Here is an 18,866-nt window from a genome sequence, read left to right on the forward strand (position 1 = left end):
TACTCCCACGGGCAAATAATATATAAAGCCCACCTTAACTTATAAAAATTTGTGTCTTGACAATGGGGTCCACTTTACATTGACATCATTAATATGACCTCCTTGTTTTTACTTACTATTTTGCACAGTGATATTGTGATATTATTTATTCTTTCCCTTTAACAGAATAACTAAATAAATGGTGCCAAAAACTACTAACGGTAACCCTGTCCATAAGCAAAGTTGGATAAATGTTTTGAAATAGGAAACAATTGATTCTGTTTCCCAAATAGCTGTCCCAGAAACCGTCAGACAAATTAAACCTGCTACGATTAGCAGTCCGGCTATAAGCCATTCAATTTTTTTCATGTTTCCCCCTCACCTGCTATTGGAAAACTTAGCTGAAACCTTGTTCCTTTACCAACCTGACTACTCACAAAAATTGTTCCGTTTTGAAGTTCAACTAAATTCTTTACAATAGCTAAGCCCAATCCTGTACCCCCAAGTTCCCTTGAACGAGATTTCTCGACACGGTGAAAACGTTCGAATATAAAAGCAAGTTCTTCATCAGGAATACCAACTCCTGTATCATCAATCGCTACATACACCGTATTTTCTACACTCCATACTTGAACACAAATAGATCCTTTGTTTGTGTATCGAATTGCATTTCCCAATAGGTTCGCAAAAATTTGCTCTAGACGCATTCCGTCAGCCCTGATTGAAGGTACACTGTTACTAATTTGTTTTCTTAATGTTAATCCCTTCTTTTCCAATTCCATCTTTTCCTTAAAAAGAACCATGTCTACAACCTCAGTGAGGTCGATAGTTTCCATCTGAAGATCTATTTTACCTTCTTCCATTTTAGCTAAATCAAATAGGTCATTAATTAACCTTATCATCCGCTCTGATTCATCTTCTATAATCGTTAAATAGTTTTGTCTTTCCTCTTCAGTTTGATACAGATCTTTTTTAAGTACTCCAGCATATCCTTTTAGATACGATATGGGGGTGCGCAATTCATGGGAAATATTCGCCAAAAACTCTTTACGGTTCGTACGATATCGATTTGTTTCAACAGCAAGATCGTTAATTGCCTTTCCTAGCGTACCTAGTTCATCCCGCGACGAAATGTTTACACGTATATCCAGATTCCCCTTCGCTATTTCCCTTGTCGCTTGCTCCATTTCCAAAAGCGGGTCCGACATTTTTTTTGCGATTACGAATGTAAAACCGAGCGCGAGGAATAATCCTCCAACTACAGACAATAACAGTAAATCTTTTATTTTTTCAATGGGGTCCTTAATATCGTTTATGGAGGTGAGAACAAAGAAAGCCCCTTTGAATGTACCCGCATCGACAATAGGATAGCCTATTCCTAGGTGTTTATTTTTATTAGAGCCAATAAACTCTTTTTGAACAGGATGTCCCTTTGATAAGTTGTTCATGTCTTCTTTCGTCAGATTTGTTTCATGTACAGCAGATTCCGCGGCAACGTTTCCTGCAGCACCCACAATATATATTTCTTTATTCGTCAAATCAGCGAGGTTCTTAAACATATTGATTACCTCTTGATCATCAAGCGATGTTATTGTGTTTGCATATTTTTGAGAAAGATCTGCAAGTTCCTGTTTAACCTGGCTGTAATAAAAATTGGTGAAAATTTTGTTCGCGACATAACCCAGCGGCAATAGCACAACCAACAACAGTACGATAATTGTTCCCCCAAGCTTTAGAACCAACTTGCTCATCTTATGTTTGATCCTCTGGTGAATTAAATTTGTATCCTACACCCCAAACCGTTTTAATAGGATTGTAGGACAAACCTGACTTTCGAAGTTTTTCTCGAATGTTTTTTACATGTGTGTCGATGGCACGTAAATCACTAAACTCACTTGGGGACCAGATTTTATCCAACAATATCTCCCGAGTAAAAACTCTCTTCGGCTGACTTACTATCAAATAAAATATATCAAATTCTTTAGGAGTTAATTCAATTCGTGTTTCATGAACAGTAACTTCTCTACTTTCATTATTAATTGATAAGTCTTCAGCATATAGTACTGCAATATCGCCAGCTTTTTGTTCCATTCTTTGTCGACGAAGGACAGCATGAATCCTGGCAATTAATTCTTCGGGTGCAAATGGTTTGACTAAATAATCATCTGCACCAAGATTAAATCCATGAACTAGATCTTCGACATCCATTCGGGCAGTTAACATGATGATCGGGATTCGTTTTGTTTGTCTGATTACTGAACATACTTCCCATCCATCTATGTCTGGCAACATGATATCCAGAATTATCAAATCGTACAGTGTTTGTTGAGCCATCTGTATAGCCTTATTTCCGTCCACCGCTTCATCAACCTTGAAATTCTCCTTGGACAAGTGGATTTTAATTAGGTTTCTCATATTCTGTTCATCATCCACAATCAGAATTCTATCTTTCATAGGCAATCCTCATTTCTCAACTGAATTAGCTTCATTTTAGTATAAACATTTGCATTATCTTGAATTTATTGCTCTTTTATTGTCTATTTTTCACTTATAACAATGGTTAAATATTCTAATTAATTACTAGTAAAATAGTTGTTAAATCAAAAGCCAGTAAATCCGTTAAAAAAGTTGCTGGATAAATAAGAGGTTAACTTTGTCATCCAATCAAAAAACAGGACAATCCCCATTGCAATCATCGTTCCCCCGCCGATTTTCATGAATAGCCGATTATACCTTTTTATCCACCGCATTTTCCCTAAGAAAAATGACATCAGAAAAAAAGGAATAGAAAACCCAAGTACATAGGAGACCATATATAATAAGGATTGATCGGGGTTAGAAACACCCAGGGCAATGACCGCGGCTAAAATAGGCCCCATACATGGCGTCCACCCAGCAGCATAAGCAAAACCAATTATCCCTGATCCCAAATAACCAGTAGGCCTATCTTTAAATTTCATTCGTTTTTCTCTCATCATAAATTTGGGTGTAAACACGCCTAATATTACCAGACCAAATGCAATTATAAGGACAGCGCCTATTTGTCGAATTAAATCACCGTAAGAAATAAATAATTCACCCAAAAATGAAGTAGAAAATCCCAAAGCGATAAAAATGACAGAGAATCCAATCAGAAAAAAAGTGGTATGCAAAAGTGCTCGCTTTTGCATTAAACCCTTCCCATTTTCTAATTCATCAATAGACATGCCCGTTATATAAGATAGAAATGCCGGGTACAAAGGTAAACAGCAAGGCGATATGAAAGATAATACCCCCGCTGCCAATGCTAACAATACAGTTACGTCTTCCATTTTGATCCTCCAAATTTGAAAGTATTTTTCATGCGTTATCTCAGTTTATACTGTCTATCCATTTTAGTAGTTAATTGTGGAGAAATTGTGGAGACTTGATCAGGCTTTCTCTGGTCGTTCTGTTTTAATTGAAATTAGAGGTATGGATAACGATAGTGAAGAGTGAAAAAACACAACTGAAGCATTCGCCAGTGCTCCTATGAGGTATATAAAAGGGGCGGAAAAAGTTGAAGCGAACCAATAATTAGGTTCGCTTCTCTTTACATATATTGATTTAATTTACGCTTTTAATAACTTTGCATTAATGGCAACAATAATCGTACTCAGACTCATCAGTACAGCTCCTACCGCCGGACTTAATACAATACCAACAGGTGCTAATGCCCCTGCCGCAAGTGGTATTGCCAAAATATTATAGCCGGTTGCCCACCAAAGATTCTGGATCATTTTCCTGTATGTTTTTTTCGATAGATCGATCAACGAGACAACATCTTTTGGGTTACTTTTAACTAGGACGACATCCGCTGTTTCCATAGCTACGTCCGTACCTGCACCAATTGCGATACCTAAATCGGCGGTTGCAAGTGCGGGTGCATCGTTTACCCCGTCTCCGGTCATCGCAACTTTCCAACCCTTTTCCTTAATTTTCTTCACCTGATCTGCCTTTTTATCAGGTAAAACTTCTGCATACACTTCATCAATATTCAGTTGTTTAGCAACCCAGTTGGCGACCTTTTTATTGTCACCAGTTAACATAATCGAATGTATACCTTCTTCCTTAAGAGCAGCAATTGCCTCTTTTGCCGTTTCCCGAACAATGTCAGCTAGAGCAATCATGCCAACCAATTCATCGTCAAGTAAAACAAATACGACTGTCTTCCCTTCTTCTGACATTTCATTAAATTGCTTTTCATTATAAGACATGTTTTGACTAGTAATATAGCCAGGGCTAACAACATTTACTTTTTTGTCATTAATTATTCCTTGAATTCCCTTACCAGTGATGGATTCAAAATCGGAAATCTTTTTTAGCTTGATCTCTTTCTCTTTTGCCGATTTTACGATCCCGGTTGCGATCGGATGCTCAGAATTTTGTTCCAGGCTCGCTGCCCAGTTCAGGACTTCATCTTCTTTATAGCCTTCATTTGGCACAATATTTGTAACTCCGAATTCACCCTTTGTTAGTGTTCCTGTCTTATCAAAAACAACCGCATTCAAGTTTCTTGCACCTTCAAAATTGGTACGATTGCGGATCAGCAACCCATGTTTAGCAGAAATCGATGTCGACACTGCTATGACAAGTGGTGCAGCTAAACCAAGTGCATGTGGACACGTAATAACCATCACCGTAACCATTCGCTCAAGTGCAACATCGAATGGGTACCCAAGAATTAACCAAATGAACAGCGTAATAAAACCGGATGCTAGCGCAACATAAAATAACCATTTTGCTGCACGGTTTGTAATATCCTGTGTTCTGGATTTTGACTCCTGCGCTTCTTTTACTAATGAAATAACCTGAGAAAGATATGAATCCTCACCTGTTTTTTCAACTTGGATGGTAAGCGATCCTTCTTTATTAACGGAACCACCAATGACTTCATCACCATTGTTTTTTTCTACGGGTACAGACTCCCCTGTCAACATTGATTCATCTATTGCTGATTTACCATCAATGATTGTTCCATCAACGGGAATTTTTTCACCTGGTTTCACAAGCACCCGATCATTATTTTTTAAATCGGATACCGGAATGTCTTTTACCTCATCGTTTTCATCCAACTTATGTGCTTCACTAGGCATTAGTTTGACGAGTTCTTCAAGTGCATTGGAGGCCCCCATGACCGAACGCATTTCAATCCAGTGCCCAAGGAGCATAATATCAATCAATGTAGCCAGTTCCCAGAAAAAGTCCTTTCCTTCCAGACCAAATACAGTAAGGGAACTATATACATATGCAACTAGAATAGCAAGACCTATAAGCGTCATCATGCCAGGGTTTTTGTCTTTTAACTCACTAACCCCACCGGTAATAAATGGCCATCCTCCATAGAAAAAAATAAAGGTAGCAAGCACAAACAAAATATATTGGTTGTACGGAACTTGCCAATCAACTCCAATAAAACTTTGAATCATTGGCGACATAATAAGAATTGGAATTGTTACGATTAAGGAAATGTAGAAACGCTTCTTAAAATCTTTCACCATATCCCCGTGATCGTGATGACCGTGATGGCCATGACTGCCACCATGGCCATCATGATTCTGCCCTTCGTGAGAATGATGCGCATCATGTTTGTGACCTTCGTGGTTATGATTAGCAAGATTGTGCTGTTCATGATCGTCATGATGACTGTGTCCACCATGATCATGATTATGACTATGTTCATGATTCACATCGTGGTTCTGTGGTTTGTTGTCATGATTTGTCATACTATATCTCTCCTTTACATTTTAATGTCTTTCTGAAAAAAATCGAATCCCTTGCATTTGTAATTATGAATTCTTAACAGTTGATTATACAATACCCCCGTAATGTATATTATAAACATCATAATATTATTTCTTTCTCTTTATAAAAGCAAATGTAAAGACCATGAATTCGAATATCCCTGTTTTGTTACTCTTAAAGTTCCCCGTTTATAACTTTTTATAAACAAACAAATTTCATTACTAGAAATAAAGTAAATAGTTTTACCGATTGACTACATTTTCTCGCTTGTATGTTAAGTTTCTCATTATTATGATGTTGTTCATGATGACACCTTTCATCGCGAACAACATCATAAGTGGGCATAAGAGAAGAAGAAATAATAGAAACCTTGTCCATCAGTATCACCTTTAAATACAAATGAGTGAGGATTACTCTCGACTGTATTTATAGTAAATAATAGTCCTTATATATGAAGAAATTTGCATTTAAAATGCTATCTTTATGACAAGTGTCAACAATTAAATGACCCATTTATAACCAATCCCCCATACCGTTTTAAAATGTTCATCAATTGGGAAACCAGCATGCCTGATCTTTTCTCTAATGTTTCGCACATGCGAATCAACGGTCCTTCCTTCCGTATCAGAGCAAAGTCCCCAAATCAATTCAATTAGCTGTTCTCTCGCAAAGACTCGATTCGGGTTTTTCATTAAAAGGCCAACCATCGCAAATTCCTTTGGGGTTAGCTTAATCGGTTGATGTTCATAGGAAAGTACGAAATGATCCTCGTCCCATAATAAACCATTTACTTCAACATGATTGGTGGGAGTTCTTCTGCGCAACAAAGCCTCTATTCTAGCGATTAATTCCATTTCATTAAAAGGCTTCGTTATATAATCGTCCGCACCAAGCTTCAGTCCATTTATGATATCTTCCTGTTGGTCGCGAGCAGTCACCATAATAATAGGTACATCAGAAATACGCCTAATTGCTTGACAAAGTTCCCACCCACTCATTTCTGGCATCATAATGTCCAACAATACAATATCAAAAACTTCCTTTTCGATATTAGATAACGCCACAGCCGCCCCCAGAGCTTTTGTACATTTGAAATGGTGTGGTTGCAAATACAATGCCAATAAATCAAGCATACGTTTTTCATCATCGACTAACAGTACCTTGTTCATTAGGCTCACCCCTTGTTAAAGTAATAATAAAGCTTGTCCCTTTTCCCCGTTCACTTGAAACTTCTATCTTTCCGCCATGTAGCTCAATAATTTCTTTTGCAATTGCCAACCCTAATCCTGTTCCACCGCTTTGTCTTGAGCGCGATTTTTCCACACGAAAAAAACGGTCAAATATAAATGGCAGATCGGCTTTCGGTATCCCTTCTCCTTCATCCGAAATTAAAATACGTATTTCTTGAGCAGTCTGTCTTACCTCCAAGATGATTCGGTCACCTATAGATGAATGTTTTTTTGCATTATCCAAAATATTGATAAGAACCTGTTGAAATCGTTGCGGATCAACAAATGCGATAATATCCCCCGAACAATGAGCAGAGAATACGATGTTTTTTTCCGCAAACACCGGATGAATCCGGTCTGTGACAGATTTAAGTAGGTTACATAAGACGACATCTTCACAGTTAATTGAAAATTTGTTTTGATCCATTTTGGCAAGTTCAAATAAATTTTTAACTAACTTGGACAACTGATCTGTTTCATCTCGTATTATTGCCGTATATTCTTTAATTTCTGTCTCTGAAGTAATCTGCCGATTAATGATATCTGCATAACCTTTTATATAGGTCAAAGGCGTCCTAAGCTCATGAGAAATGCTTGCTAAAAATTCATTTCTATCCAATTTCAATTGTTCTAGATCGGTTGACAGTTTCGTGATCGATTTAGCTAATTCCCCTAGTTCGTCTTTACGCTCCGTATGCAGTTCAACCTTGTTGCCGCCCTCGTTTAGCTGTTCCGTTGCTTCCTTCATTTTAATAATCGGTTGGGTAATAAACCTTGATAGAAAAAAGATGATAATAATGGTTAATACAATTGTAATCAGGCCAATAACCACAAACTGACGCCCAAGCTGATCAATTGTCTTTTTTACGGTATTTGTGTCAGCAAACATAAAGACGTTTCCTTTAAGCTCACCATTAATTGTTATTGGACTTTGGGTTGCGATATATTGTTTCTGTTTCCAACGATCTTCAACAATTTCACCCTTAGTGGGTACTGTGTTACTCCCAATATGCTTTATCACGCTCATCATTTCCTGTTTAATCGGATCGGATGAAACGACAACATTACCATTCTCGTCCGTCACGATAACTACAAAATCAGAAACTGATTCCATGATGCCGACATGTTCCAATGTTGATTTGTTTAAATTATCCTCCAAGACATCTCGGTGTGTATTCCCACGTGCTAGCGTACTTTCCATCACTTCATCTATTCGATCATTAGCAAGATTCGTATACAATACAAAAAATAAGAATGACTCAAAAACAAGAATAAACACAAAAAATAGCAATCCAATTTTTAATGAAAGTTTACTAAACATAGCTTACCTCTTTACACCCAATAAGTTAATGTATCAAAAATACCTATAACAATAAGCAGTACACCCGCTACCTTCTGAATAATTGTCCCTACTTTTCTACTTTTCTTTAGTATTACTCCACTTGCGCCAAAGTACCAAATAAGGAAAATAACTATTATTAATGGAAGAGATGTTCCAATTCCAAAGACAGATGGCAGAATTGCTCCATAAGATGATACAAGTACAATAGGCATTAGTGTAAATAAAAATAGTACAAACATGGTTGGACAAAAAGCTAGTGTAAAGCTTACTCCCATTAGAAAGCTTCCCAAGTAACGATCGCCAAAGGCTTTCTGCGGAAGTTGAAAAATGCGCCATGTTCGTTTCCAGCGGAACAATCCAAGCATAAACAATCCAATTACCAGGAGTAGCGGACCAATTGCTTTTCGTAGTATCGGCAATATTTGCGCCAGTGTACTGTATATCCCCTGACCCACTAACCAGATCACCAAACCCAGTATGGAAAAAACGACTATCTTGCCAAATATGAACCAAAAAACATGCAGCCATGGCACTTTTTCGACCAATGATTTATTCCGTAAATGGTAATAGCACTAATGTTACCTGTAAGCTGACATGGTGCAACTGCGCCAACAACACCAAGAAAGAAGGAAAACAGTAATGGTAGCTGCTTCACTCCATTTGCAATATCCATAATTGGACCACTTAACATACTACTAATTTGGTTAAACAAATGAAACATTTTTATTCAACTCGCTTATTTTACTTTTCCATCTACAATAATTTGGTCCCACGACTTCATATTGTCATTTGATAAGAAAGCCTGTCCTTTTGTAGTATATATCGCAAACTGTTTTTCATCTTGGGGATTTTGAGTAATAAATACTGGCCCATCTTCCGTCAAATCGGGTAATGTTAGTTCCTCTTGATCGCTATCTTTAATCGAATATTTCACTAAAGATGGTGCAGCGTTATAGCTTGCATAATATAAACTCTCTTCATTAAAAAATACCGCTGTACCTTGGGCATTATCTGTAAGCGATTGAAAATCTTCCCCTCCATCTTTTGACAGGTAGACACCGGTTGTTGTAGCTGCTGCAACAAGTTTTGAATCAGAAGGATGAATCGCCAAGGCGAACAAGTCTCCATCTAAGCCCTGTGCCCTAACACTTTCCCACGACTTTCCATCATCATTGCTTCTGTATAATCCTTTTCCTAACTCCGAATTTTTTTCCGGATTCATTAAAAAGATGTCGTGACTGTTGTAACCTACCGCCATTTCGTGAAAATCTGTCTCTCCTTCAAATTTCAAACTTTCTAGTGTCTTACCACCATCAAAACTGCGCTGTATCCCAATTGGATTTGGCAAATCGGAATCCTCACCGGGATGTCCGGATGTATAAAACCCTTCATCGACTGCATTGAACCCCATATAATCGTTTGAATTTTTCGTTGTTTCCAGCCATTCCCCATCACGGTATATCTTTAAGCCTGTATGAGTAGCGATATACAACCCCTCATCATTCCCTACATAGCCTATTCCATGAACATGGTCGATACTGTCATCAAATGATACCTCGTATTCCTTACTCTCGTTACTGCTGCAACCCGCTATGAAAAATCCTGCAATAATGGTTGCGACAATCATTGTTTTTTTCTTCATGAGTCTGTGTCCTCCGTTAATATAAAGTTTTCGATTGAAATAGAAATTGCTGTAAATAGCATATACGAAAAATATCGAGTTTCTGTGCAGAATAAGCTTAATTTTGGGGTAAATGATGTATCATGATTTATGAAATCGAAAAGGCTGATACCCTCTGAGGGAATCAGCCGCTATTCAAATTAAGCCACAACGTCGTAGCCTTGATCCTCCACCGCTTCTTGTATGTCTGCAACAGTGACTTTGGCATCATCATACATAACGTCTACTTTACCAGTGGTTAAATCAACCTCAACATTCGTTACGCCATCCAGACCTCCAAGTGCACCTTCAACAGATGATTTGCAATGGCCACATGTCATACCCTTGACATCTAGTGTTAATTTTTGCATTTTATTTCACCCCCTTTCAAAGGGATAGGTTCAGTTAAAATAAAACTTCTATAACAAATTCCACCAAACTTGATCAGTACCCGATTATGAGCATTATACCTTCACTCGTTTCAATCGAAGCGAATTGGAAACAACACTTACCGAGCTTAATGCCATCGCGCCACCAGCAACCCATGGTGCTAATAGTCCAATTGCCGCGATTGGAATTCCCGCACTATTGTAGGCAAATGCCCAAAATAGATTTTGCCGGATATTTTTAATAGTTGCATGACTTAGTTTAATTGCTTTTGGTATGAGTAATAATTCCCCACCAAGGATAGTAACATCAGCAGCCTCAATCGCAACCTCTGTTCCGGTTCCAATCGCAATGCCAATATCCGCCATTGCCAATGCAGGTGCATCATTGACACCATCTCCGACCATAGCAACCTTTTTCCCTTGATTTTGTACATCTTTTACCTTATCTGCTTTTTCTTCGGGTAGTACTTGGGCAATCACATGGTCGATATCCACTTGTTTCGCAATGGCTTGTGCAGTTCGTTCATTATCTCCGGTTAACATAATGACTTCTAATCCCTGATCTTTCAATTCACCAATCGCTTGAACGGCCGTTTCTTTTACCGTGTCAGCTACAGCTACGATTCCACGGTGTTTACCGTTAACTGCGATTAACATAGCTGTCTTACCATTGGTTTCATAACCCATTAAATCCTGTTCAGCTTGATCAACATCAATATTATGGTTGCCCATTAATTTTCTTGTACCAACAAGTACTTCCCTACCAGATATCATAGCCCGAATGCCGTGACCCGGTATGGCCTCAAAATCATCCACATCAACAAGTGTCATATTTTTTTCAGTCGCGTAGGCAACAATTGCTTCAGCTAATGGATGTTCCGAGCCTTTTTCGGCACTTGCAAGTAATTTTAGGGTCTCATCGTCCCCGGTAAAATCAGTTACCTCTGGTTTTCCTTTCGTAATCGTTCCGGTTTTATCAAAAATAATCGCATTTAATTGGTGAGTACGCTCTAAATGCTCGCCACCTTTAAATAGAATCCCTTGTTCCGCTGCTTTTCCTGTTCCTACCATAATCGACGTTGGCGTTGCTAACCCTAATGCACATGGACATGCGATGACTAGCACCGCAATCGCCGCAACGAGAGAAGGTTCAAAGTTTCCTGGTTGCACAAGGGTGATCCAAACGATAAATGTTAACACCGCAATTCCAACAACAATCGGAACAAAATATCCGGAAATCACATCGGCCAACCGTTGTATTGGCGCTTTTGAACCTTGCGCATCCTCCACTGCTTGGACGATCGATGCAAGCGCTGTGTCTTTCCCAACTTTGGTTGCTTCCATTTCGATGGTTCCATTTTTGTTCATCGTTGCCCCAATCACGTTTGCTTCGACATCCTTTTCGATCGGAATCGATTCCCCTGTCAGCATTGATTCGTCAACCGCCGTTCGTCCTTTGATGACGATACCATCTACCGGTATTTTTTCGCCTGGTTTTACAACTAAATGATCACCGACAACTACATCTTCCATTGGGATCATCGTTTCTTCACCATCACGAATGACACGCGCTTGTTTCGCCTGTAAATTTAATAATTCGGAAATAGCAGCAGTCGTTTTACCTTTGGCGCTGGCCTCCAAATATTTACCGAATAAAATCAGCGTAATTAAAATGGCACTCGTCTCAAAATAAAGATGTGGTACATATGCCGAGTTTCCAATTGTTTTTATCGCTTCATATAGACTGTAGAAATACGCAGCACTTGTTCCTAGTGCGACCAGCACATCCATATTTGCCCCGCCATTACGCAAATTTTTATAAGCTCCATCATAAAACTGCCAACCAATAATGAATTGTACAGGTGTTGCCAAAGCAAATTGGAACCACGGATTCATGAATATTCCCGGTAGCTCAACACCAAACAAATGAACAAGCATCGTGAGCAATAATGGAAGGGATAGGATAGCGGAAATGCTTAATTTCCATTTCATTCGCTTGATCTGTTTTTCCTTCCTTGATTGTTTCTCCGTTTTATCGGTCTTTATCGATGCATCATATCCAAGCTTTTGAATTCGACCAATAATATCCAATTCGTTCATTAAGGCCGAATTATATTCCACCGTTGCATTCTCCGTCGTTAGGTTTACCGTCGCCTGTTTAACGCCCGCTTGTTTATTGAGCACTTTTTCAATACGGGAAGAGCAGGCTGCACAGGTCATTCCCATGACATCAAACTCTACTTTTTCAGTTTCCACACCATATCCGAGCTTTTCAATTTTTTTTGTTATATCTTCTACAGAAGTTGTTTCCGGATCATAATTAACATTTGCTTTCTCAGTCGTTAAGTTAACCTGTGCATCCACACCATCCATTTTATTTAATATTTTTTCAATCCTACTGGAGCAGGCTGCGCAGGTCATTCCGGTTACACCAACCGTAACCTGTTCTTGTTCACTCACGTTGTACACTCCCTTCTTACTTAGAAAATTGTTTGATAATACCTAGTAATTCATCAATAGCGGCATTTCCTTCACCAGATTTGACAGCATGACTTACACAATGTTTGGCATGCCGTTCTGCCACCGTGAGCCCTACCTTTTTTAGCGCAGCATTAATGGCACTAATTTGTACCAAGATATCCGGACAATACCGGTCATCTTCCACCATTTTCTGAATGCCACGAACTTGACCTTCTATTCGCTTCAGACGATTAATCACCGCCTGTTTCTCATTATCTGTTCGAGGTGTAATTGGGTGATCATGAAGGAATTCTCCCATGCTCATCACTTCCTTTTTATTTATAATTATACTATACCCCCCTAATGTATATTTGTCAATAAAAAAACGACAAACTTTTGCGAAAAAAATAAACAAGCAACTCCTGACCAATCTGTAAGTATGACAGGTGGCTCGATGCAAACAAGCAATTTATAACCTGTTACGAAGTTTACTACATAGCGTGTTTGATACCTTTTTTCACAAGGTACCAGTTAGCAGGATAGCTTGTGATGAAACCAATCATCATTGCAATCTGCATCATAAACCAAAAGACAACTGAAGTAGGCTCTGGCATTATTGTGAATAATAAGTAGCCAGTTACGGCCATCCAGCCAAACATGCCAATTTCAAAAGCAACAAGTGATAATGTATCCGCTTTTATAGCATTTTTTATAGCCTGTCCAGGATGGTCATGCTTTTTGAAACCCATGCCATAATATTGAAACAGAAGACCAAATAAATACGCCAAAATAAATTCAACAACGTAATTGGCAAACATCGTACTACCGGCGATCATCCATCCGAATGCGAAGACGAGCGGTGCACCTATTAAGTCCCCAATGGAACAACCACTACTGCAATGTGTGGTGGATACGAAAACACTTTGCCAAAAAGGTTTGTCCTGATGATGCATATGGCCACGGCTATGGTCATGATCCATTTCCATACTAACTTCCATATTCATATTTCCCATATCCATGTTCATATGCATTTGGTTCTTATTCCTTCCAAGCTTGTAATAAGCCCAAATCCCGACAATAGGGAAATATAACCCGGTTAGCGGCCAAACAATGTTCATGATCGGCATCATTTTTTGCGGGTAGCGAATAACATCAATAACAATTACAACAGCCTGAATAATTCCTACAGCTATTGATAAATAAGAAATGAATTCAATCCAAGTCATCCAAACCCCTCTTTCATTTTTATATACCTCTACACGGTATATAATATCCGCATTTTTTTATTTAAAACATTCATTGACTATATTTGCTATAATGATCTTTTTTTTTTTAATAAAAAAGCATTGGGTTATCCCAACGCTTATTCAAATAAACATTATTTTGGTTGTCTGCTAATCGAGTTCAAATTCTTTTTACAAAGCTGTACCATTAGGGTTTATATATAACTATCTTCACTAAAACTATAATAGGTTATTTCCGTTAATTCATTTTTATTTTGGTTGAATTTGCTGTAAATACCCCTCCAAGCTTTCTAATGTTAATGCACCATCTACTTTTCTTACAATCTCTCCCTCTGAATTAATGAAAAAGGTACTTGGTATTGGTCCGACCTTATACAGATCCATAACTTGACTTTTTTTGTCATGCAGAATAGGAAAGGTAAGATCATATTTGTCAATAAACCGATTAATAACTAATTCCGAAGCATCCAGGCTTACAGCAACGATTTCGATTCCTTTTTCTTTATACTTCGGATATAGCTGTTGCATATAAGGCATTTCAGCTTCACATGGTTTACAATATGTAGCCCAAAAATTAAGCATGACGCCCTTACCTTTTAAATCACTTAGTCTTATTGTTTTCAACTCATTATTTTGACTAACTTGTTGTAATTGAAAATCTGGCGCTTTATCACCAACATCATAAACTGGATTATCTTTGTTTAGATTATTGACCAGCGCAAATATCACTGCCCCTGCTAAAATCGCTAAAATAGTTATTCTAAAAACCAAACGTTTTCTTTTTTTCTTGTTTTTATTCGCTTTAGTTTGTTTCAAACTCATATAAATCACTCCTACCACAATGATTAAAATGCACATCATACTATTTTAGATAAATGGTTTAGACATTCTGTTTAAATATAAGACAATTTTGTCAAGAAAGTGTGAGGATTAACCAAAATACAAAAAAGACACATTTTGTCCAAATCTATTATGGGGAAACAATATAGTAGTTATTAACCAAAGATAAAAACTAGGAGAAATCACAAAAACAGAGCCATCTCCTTCAGATGGCTCCAATGAATTTGTTAAAGGGATTAAATGTATAAAGTATGGCTTGCGCTATTCCTCTGTCTGGTTTGCTTATGTTTTTCACCGCTTGAACATTAACTTAATACTTTTCAAACATATGGAATAGTTACAGACTTCTTCTCCCTGTTCTCTCCCGCATTTCTAAATATAAACAAGAATTATCAAGAAAATATCAATAAAATGTTACAAGTAATTGAACTTTCCCCAGTCCCAGTTAAGTGAACGAATGGAGTAGGCCTGGCCAACAAAAGGATACTATTCTAAAAAAATCTAACGGATAAAAAGATTTTATTTTATTGTTACATTTTATCGAATCAGGAAAGTATCCACGAGAAAAAATGCGTTTAGTCATTTAAATTAGCAACAAACTGCATGATTTCTGTTTTTAAAAACAAAATTCAGAAATTCTGTCGATTTTTGTATTCTTAGAGTAGAGATTAAACACCATGGTTAACCTGTAATAATTCTTTCTTTTGGATAATGATAATTTGCTTCCTTTTTATTTTTACCTCCGATAATAAGGAAGAAGGAAGTTAAACCAATTCTACCAATAAACATTAAAATCATAAGAATGCATTTCGCAAAAATACTGAGATCTGGGGTAATCCCCAAAGATAAGCCTACTGTACCAAAAGCGGAGCAAACCTCAAAGAAAATAGCAATAAGTTGTTGCTGTTTATCTGAAATACTTATAATAATAACCGATACAAGGCACACTACAATAGCCATTAGCGTAATGGCAAATGATTTCATAATATCACTCTGATAAAGTTCACGATTAAAAACTTTGATATCACGCTTTCCTTTCACAAAGTTATAAATAAATAACAGATTTAAGGCAAATGTAGTCGTTCTAATTCCACCGCCCATAGAATTAGGGGAGCCTCCTATAAACATGAAAACACCCATAACTAGCAGTGTAGGGATTGAAAACTCTGTAATCTCCATTGTGCTGAATCCTGTGCTTCTGGTTGTTGCTGATTGGAAAAGAGCATAAAAAAACGATTTATGCCATGACATATCCTTAAAATAATGCTGAAATTCTAGTAGCAAAACCAGGATCATCCCAATAATGAGGAGAATCCCATATGTAATTGTTGTTAACCTTGTAAATAATGAAAAGTGGAAAGGGTATTCCGGCTCCAGCCTTCTTTTAGATAAATATTCCTTCACTTCAATTAAGACAGGAAATCCAATAGCTCCAATGATAATTTGTAGAATCGTTATCAGTTGCACAAAATAATCACTCGCAAAGGGAACGTAAGACTCTCCGGTTATATCCATACCAGCGTTTGTCGTTGCACAAACTGATGCAAATAGGCCCTGAAGGAATGCTTCCTCCCAAGTAGGATAATAGTTTAAAAAGTAAAATCCTAAAATGAGCGCCCCAATAAGTTCAATAATGAAAATCAACTTAAGAATATCTCTAACTAATCGAACTAGCCCAGATAATGCAAATTGATTATTGTCTAGCATTATTAGTCGCCGTTCACGTAATCCAATTTTCCTACCCAAAAGCACCCAAAAAAATGTGCTTATTGCCATAATACCAATCCCCGCGAATTGCAACACAATCATGATAATAAAATACCCAAACACACTATAAGTATCAGATATATTAAAAACAGTCATACCTGTGTCAGTCACTACACTGACAGCCATGAAGACTGTATCAAAAAAAGCCACCTCAATCCCTGGTTTACGGACTAATGGGAGACTAAATAATAGAATTGATAAAATAATTGCCAGTAAATAATAACCAGTGATAATTTGGGCAGGCGATCGTTTTTCCAGCCAGATTCGTATATCTCCCACTTTTTTCACCCTCTCAAATTGTTTCATATCACTCAAATACCCCTTTTTCAACATACAATAGAGGGTAGAAAACTACGGTAATAATGTTCTAGTATAAGCTACTTGTGCAATCCAATTTTGTTCAAAATTTACTGGGGTTAACTATCATAATTTAAGGTTTCCCTATAATCCTACATAGTCTAAAGAATCCATTCATATCCAGCAACAATATTAAAGGTCACAATAGTGTTTTTGAAATTTTATGCCTAAAAAAATCCACAAGAGAACAAGATCTCTCGTGGATTTTTGTCATCGCAAAGATACAATGAATCACACATACCTGTAACCTCTCTATACGCTTACGGAGTTAGCTGTCGGATTCGGATGTCAAGAGTCACCCTACCCCATTATAAGGATTCACCCCAAGTGGTCTGTTACCACGAAAAATTGGTTTCCCCGTTTCTCTTTTAGAATTCAGCGGTTTTATTATTTTGCTATTTTAAGATAAAGTTCATATTACCTACATCATTTTGTGTTGTAAAGGTTCAAATTTAGTCAAATAACTCCACATTCGTTAATTAATGATGTAATATACCACTATTAATTTAATTTACTATTACTTTCATTCCTTTTCATCGAAAATTATGGAATTAAATTATAATATAGGGCTATCTTTAGAGATTCCATTACAACTAGGACATCTACTAAATACCTGAAATTCATTCCTTCTTTCCTTTTCGTGTGTATTCTCCAAGTCCTATTCCAAAATCGTAAATATAAAGTATAAGAAACTATCCATTCGTATGTGCATAAAAGTCAGCCGTTTATTTCTGGGTAGTACAGTCACACCGAGTAATGTAAACAGAGTTGGATCTGTTTTGGAGGGAATAAAGTGTTGCTTTACATTATTTGGACAATAAATTCCTTCCTATAAGATGTTAAGAAGGCTGCACTTAAGTGCAGCCTTCTTTAATAAACATTTTTACCTTAGTTTAACGCAAAAGTAATTGTAACCTTCATCCATTTACCATATATACTCACGTTTCGAACACGAGAAATTAACCCTAACTCTTGGCATTAAAGGGATTTTGGCGCGCCCGCGTTTTTTTCAGACTTTCTTGTAAAACTGGTTCACTGTGCAGGACTCACCTTCATATGTATAGTGAATCGTTGGTGTGCGTTTGATCATACAAACAACATTCATAGAATATTTTTTCCCGATTTTCGATATGATTACTGAAAAAAAACAGCTATCAAGAGAACCGTTTTCGCTCTAAGTTTTTTCAGCCCAACAGAATCGAGGAGATTGAACACCGTTTTGGTTCCCTTTTGCGTGGCTTCCTGGCGTCTGTGGTAACCAAACGTTCGCTTATCGATACTTGGATCCGCCTCCTGATAACGGTTTATCTTTTTTGGAGCTGAGCAATGAAAAAGCAAGTGGCATAAAAGATCCGCCATCCGACCATCCAAGTGTGAGTATGCGAAACCCCTTGAAATATCTCCCGGTATTGTTGTCCTTCACCTTGGCAAGCAGTTCAACTGCCTCACCGCGATTGCGGCTGAACAGGGAGTCGTCCAATATGAGAACACGATCACGATCTTCGGAAGTTAATGGGTGCATGAATTTCACAACAAGATAAGGGCCAACACGAGCAAGAAATTTTCGCCAATTGTATGTGGGACTTTTCATGAAATCATATACCGTATCTTTTTCAAAATCCTTTGGGATGCGGTCGGATTTAAGCACTTTGGAAAAGCTCATTCCATGAAAAACAAGGGCAAAAATAAATTGCATGCCCCGAATGTTTTTTTAAACCAATGGTATACTTTATATTCTATAAAGTAATGTTATATTTTATGTATAGCACTTTCATGGAGTTGAAAAGATGAGAAGAATTTTTAAAAATTATAAACTTAAATTTCGTTCACTCATTT

17 protein-coding genes, 1 pseudogene and 1 riboswitch are annotated in these 18,866 nt (G+C 37.4%); all 18 genes and pseudogenes read right to left on the bottom strand.

Going from position 1 to position 18,866, the window contains the following annotated elements; genetic code table 11:
• Positions 1-141: 141 nt before the first annotated feature.
• Positions 142-348 (bottom strand): hypothetical protein, encoded by a 207-nt coding sequence (locus tag WMZ97_RS16125; RefSeq protein WP_343273121.1) that lies wholly within the window; start codon positions 346-348, stop codon positions 142-144.
• Complete coding sequence (locus WMZ97_RS16130; RefSeq protein WP_343273122.1) at positions 345-1,730, bottom strand: HAMP domain-containing sensor histidine kinase; 1,386 nt, start codon at positions 1,728-1,730, stop codon at positions 345-347. Before WMZ97_RS16130 ends, WMZ97_RS16125 begins: the two co-directional genes overlap by 4 nt.
• Before the next feature lies 1 nt (position 1,731).
• Positions 1,732-2,433 carry a response regulator transcription factor gene (locus WMZ97_RS16135; RefSeq protein ID WP_343273123.1) on the bottom strand — a complete coding sequence of 234 codons (702 nt, stop codon included), beginning with the start codon at positions 2,431-2,433 and terminating at the stop codon, positions 1,732-1,734.
• Between the two features lie 146 nt (positions 2,434-2,579).
• Positions 2,580-3,290 carry a cytochrome c biogenesis CcdA family protein gene (locus WMZ97_RS16140; RefSeq protein WP_343273124.1) on the bottom strand — a complete coding sequence of 237 codons (711 nt, stop codon included), beginning with the start codon at positions 3,288-3,290 and terminating at the stop codon, positions 2,580-2,582.
• Between the two features lie 279 nt (positions 3,291-3,569).
• Positions 3,570-5,723 (bottom strand): heavy metal translocating P-type ATPase, encoded by a 2,154-nt coding sequence (locus WMZ97_RS16145; RefSeq protein ID WP_343273125.1) that lies wholly within the window; start codon positions 5,721-5,723, stop codon positions 3,570-3,572.
• Between the two features lie 261 nt (positions 5,724-5,984).
• Positions 5,985-6,104: pseudogene (locus WMZ97_RS21955) on the bottom strand (hypothetical protein); the annotation flags it as partial.
• Between the two features lie 138 nt (positions 6,105-6,242).
• On the bottom strand, positions 6,243-6,911 hold the full coding sequence (locus tag WMZ97_RS16150; protein WP_343273126.1) for a response regulator transcription factor: 669 nt from the start codon (positions 6,909-6,911) through the stop codon (positions 6,243-6,245).
• On the bottom strand, positions 6,886-8,292 hold the full coding sequence (locus WMZ97_RS16155) for an ATP-binding protein (RefSeq protein ID WP_343273127.1): 1,407 nt from the start codon (positions 8,290-8,292) through the stop codon (positions 6,886-6,888). The genes WMZ97_RS16150 and WMZ97_RS16155 overlap by 26 nt, the downstream gene beginning before the upstream one ends.
• Positions 8,293-8,303: 11 nt before the next feature.
• A complete protein-coding gene (locus tag WMZ97_RS16160) occupies positions 8,304-8,846 on the bottom strand; it encodes a cytochrome c biogenesis CcdA family protein (RefSeq protein WP_405027704.1) in 543 nt (180 codons plus the stop codon).
• Positions 8,804-8,986, bottom strand: coding sequence for a hypothetical protein (locus WMZ97_RS21960; RefSeq protein ID WP_405027703.1), 183 nt, complete (start codon positions 8,984-8,986; stop codon positions 8,804-8,806). Before WMZ97_RS21960 ends, WMZ97_RS16160 begins: the two co-directional genes overlap by 43 nt.
• A 63-nt stretch (positions 8,987-9,049) precedes the next feature.
• On the bottom strand, positions 9,050-9,955 hold the full coding sequence (locus WMZ97_RS16165; protein WP_343273128.1) for a F510_1955 family glycosylhydrolase: 906 nt from the start codon (positions 9,953-9,955) through the stop codon (positions 9,050-9,052).
• A gap of 179 nt (positions 9,956-10,134) precedes the next feature.
• Positions 10,135-10,344, bottom strand: a complete 210-nt coding sequence (gene copZ / locus WMZ97_RS16170) for a copper chaperone CopZ (protein ID WP_343273129.1) — start codon at positions 10,342-10,344, stop codon at positions 10,135-10,137.
• Positions 10,345-10,437: 93 nt separating this feature from the next.
• Complete coding sequence (locus WMZ97_RS16175) at positions 10,438-12,822, bottom strand: heavy metal translocating P-type ATPase (protein ID WP_343273130.1); 2,385 nt, start codon at positions 12,820-12,822, stop codon at positions 10,438-10,440.
• Positions 12,823-12,838: 16 nt separating this feature from the next.
• Positions 12,839-13,141: a metal-sensing transcriptional repressor gene (locus tag WMZ97_RS16180; RefSeq protein ID WP_343273131.1), complete on the bottom strand. Its 303-nt coding sequence runs from the start codon at positions 13,139-13,141 to the stop codon at positions 12,839-12,841.
• Between the two features lie 172 nt (positions 13,142-13,313).
• Positions 13,314-14,048, bottom strand: coding sequence for a DUF4396 domain-containing protein (locus tag WMZ97_RS16185; RefSeq protein WP_343273132.1), 735 nt, complete (start codon positions 14,046-14,048; stop codon positions 13,314-13,316).
• 267 nt (positions 14,049-14,315) lie between these two features.
• A complete protein-coding gene (gene resA / locus WMZ97_RS16190; RefSeq protein WP_343273133.1) occupies positions 14,316-14,888 on the bottom strand; it encodes a thiol-disulfide oxidoreductase ResA in 573 nt (190 codons plus the stop codon).
• Between the two features lie 699 nt (positions 14,889-15,587).
• Positions 15,588-16,979: a TrkH family potassium uptake protein gene (locus WMZ97_RS16195; protein WP_343273134.1), complete on the bottom strand. Its 1,392-nt coding sequence runs from the start codon at positions 16,977-16,979 to the stop codon at positions 15,588-15,590.
• A gap of 294 nt (positions 16,980-17,273) precedes the next feature.
• Positions 17,274-17,421: riboswitch (cyclic di-AMP (ydaO/yuaA leader) on the bottom strand.
• A gap of 879 nt (positions 17,422-18,300) precedes the next feature.
• Positions 18,301-18,678, bottom strand: a complete 378-nt coding sequence (locus WMZ97_RS16200; protein ID WP_343273135.1) for a hypothetical protein — start codon at positions 18,676-18,678, stop codon at positions 18,301-18,303.
• Between the last annotated feature and the right edge of the window lie 188 nt (positions 18,679-18,866).

It is taken from the genome of Lentibacillus songyuanensis, assembly GCF_039548255.1.
Taxonomy (GTDB): Bacteria; Bacillota; Bacilli; order Bacillales; family Amphibacillaceae; genus Lentibacillus_C; species Lentibacillus_C songyuanensis.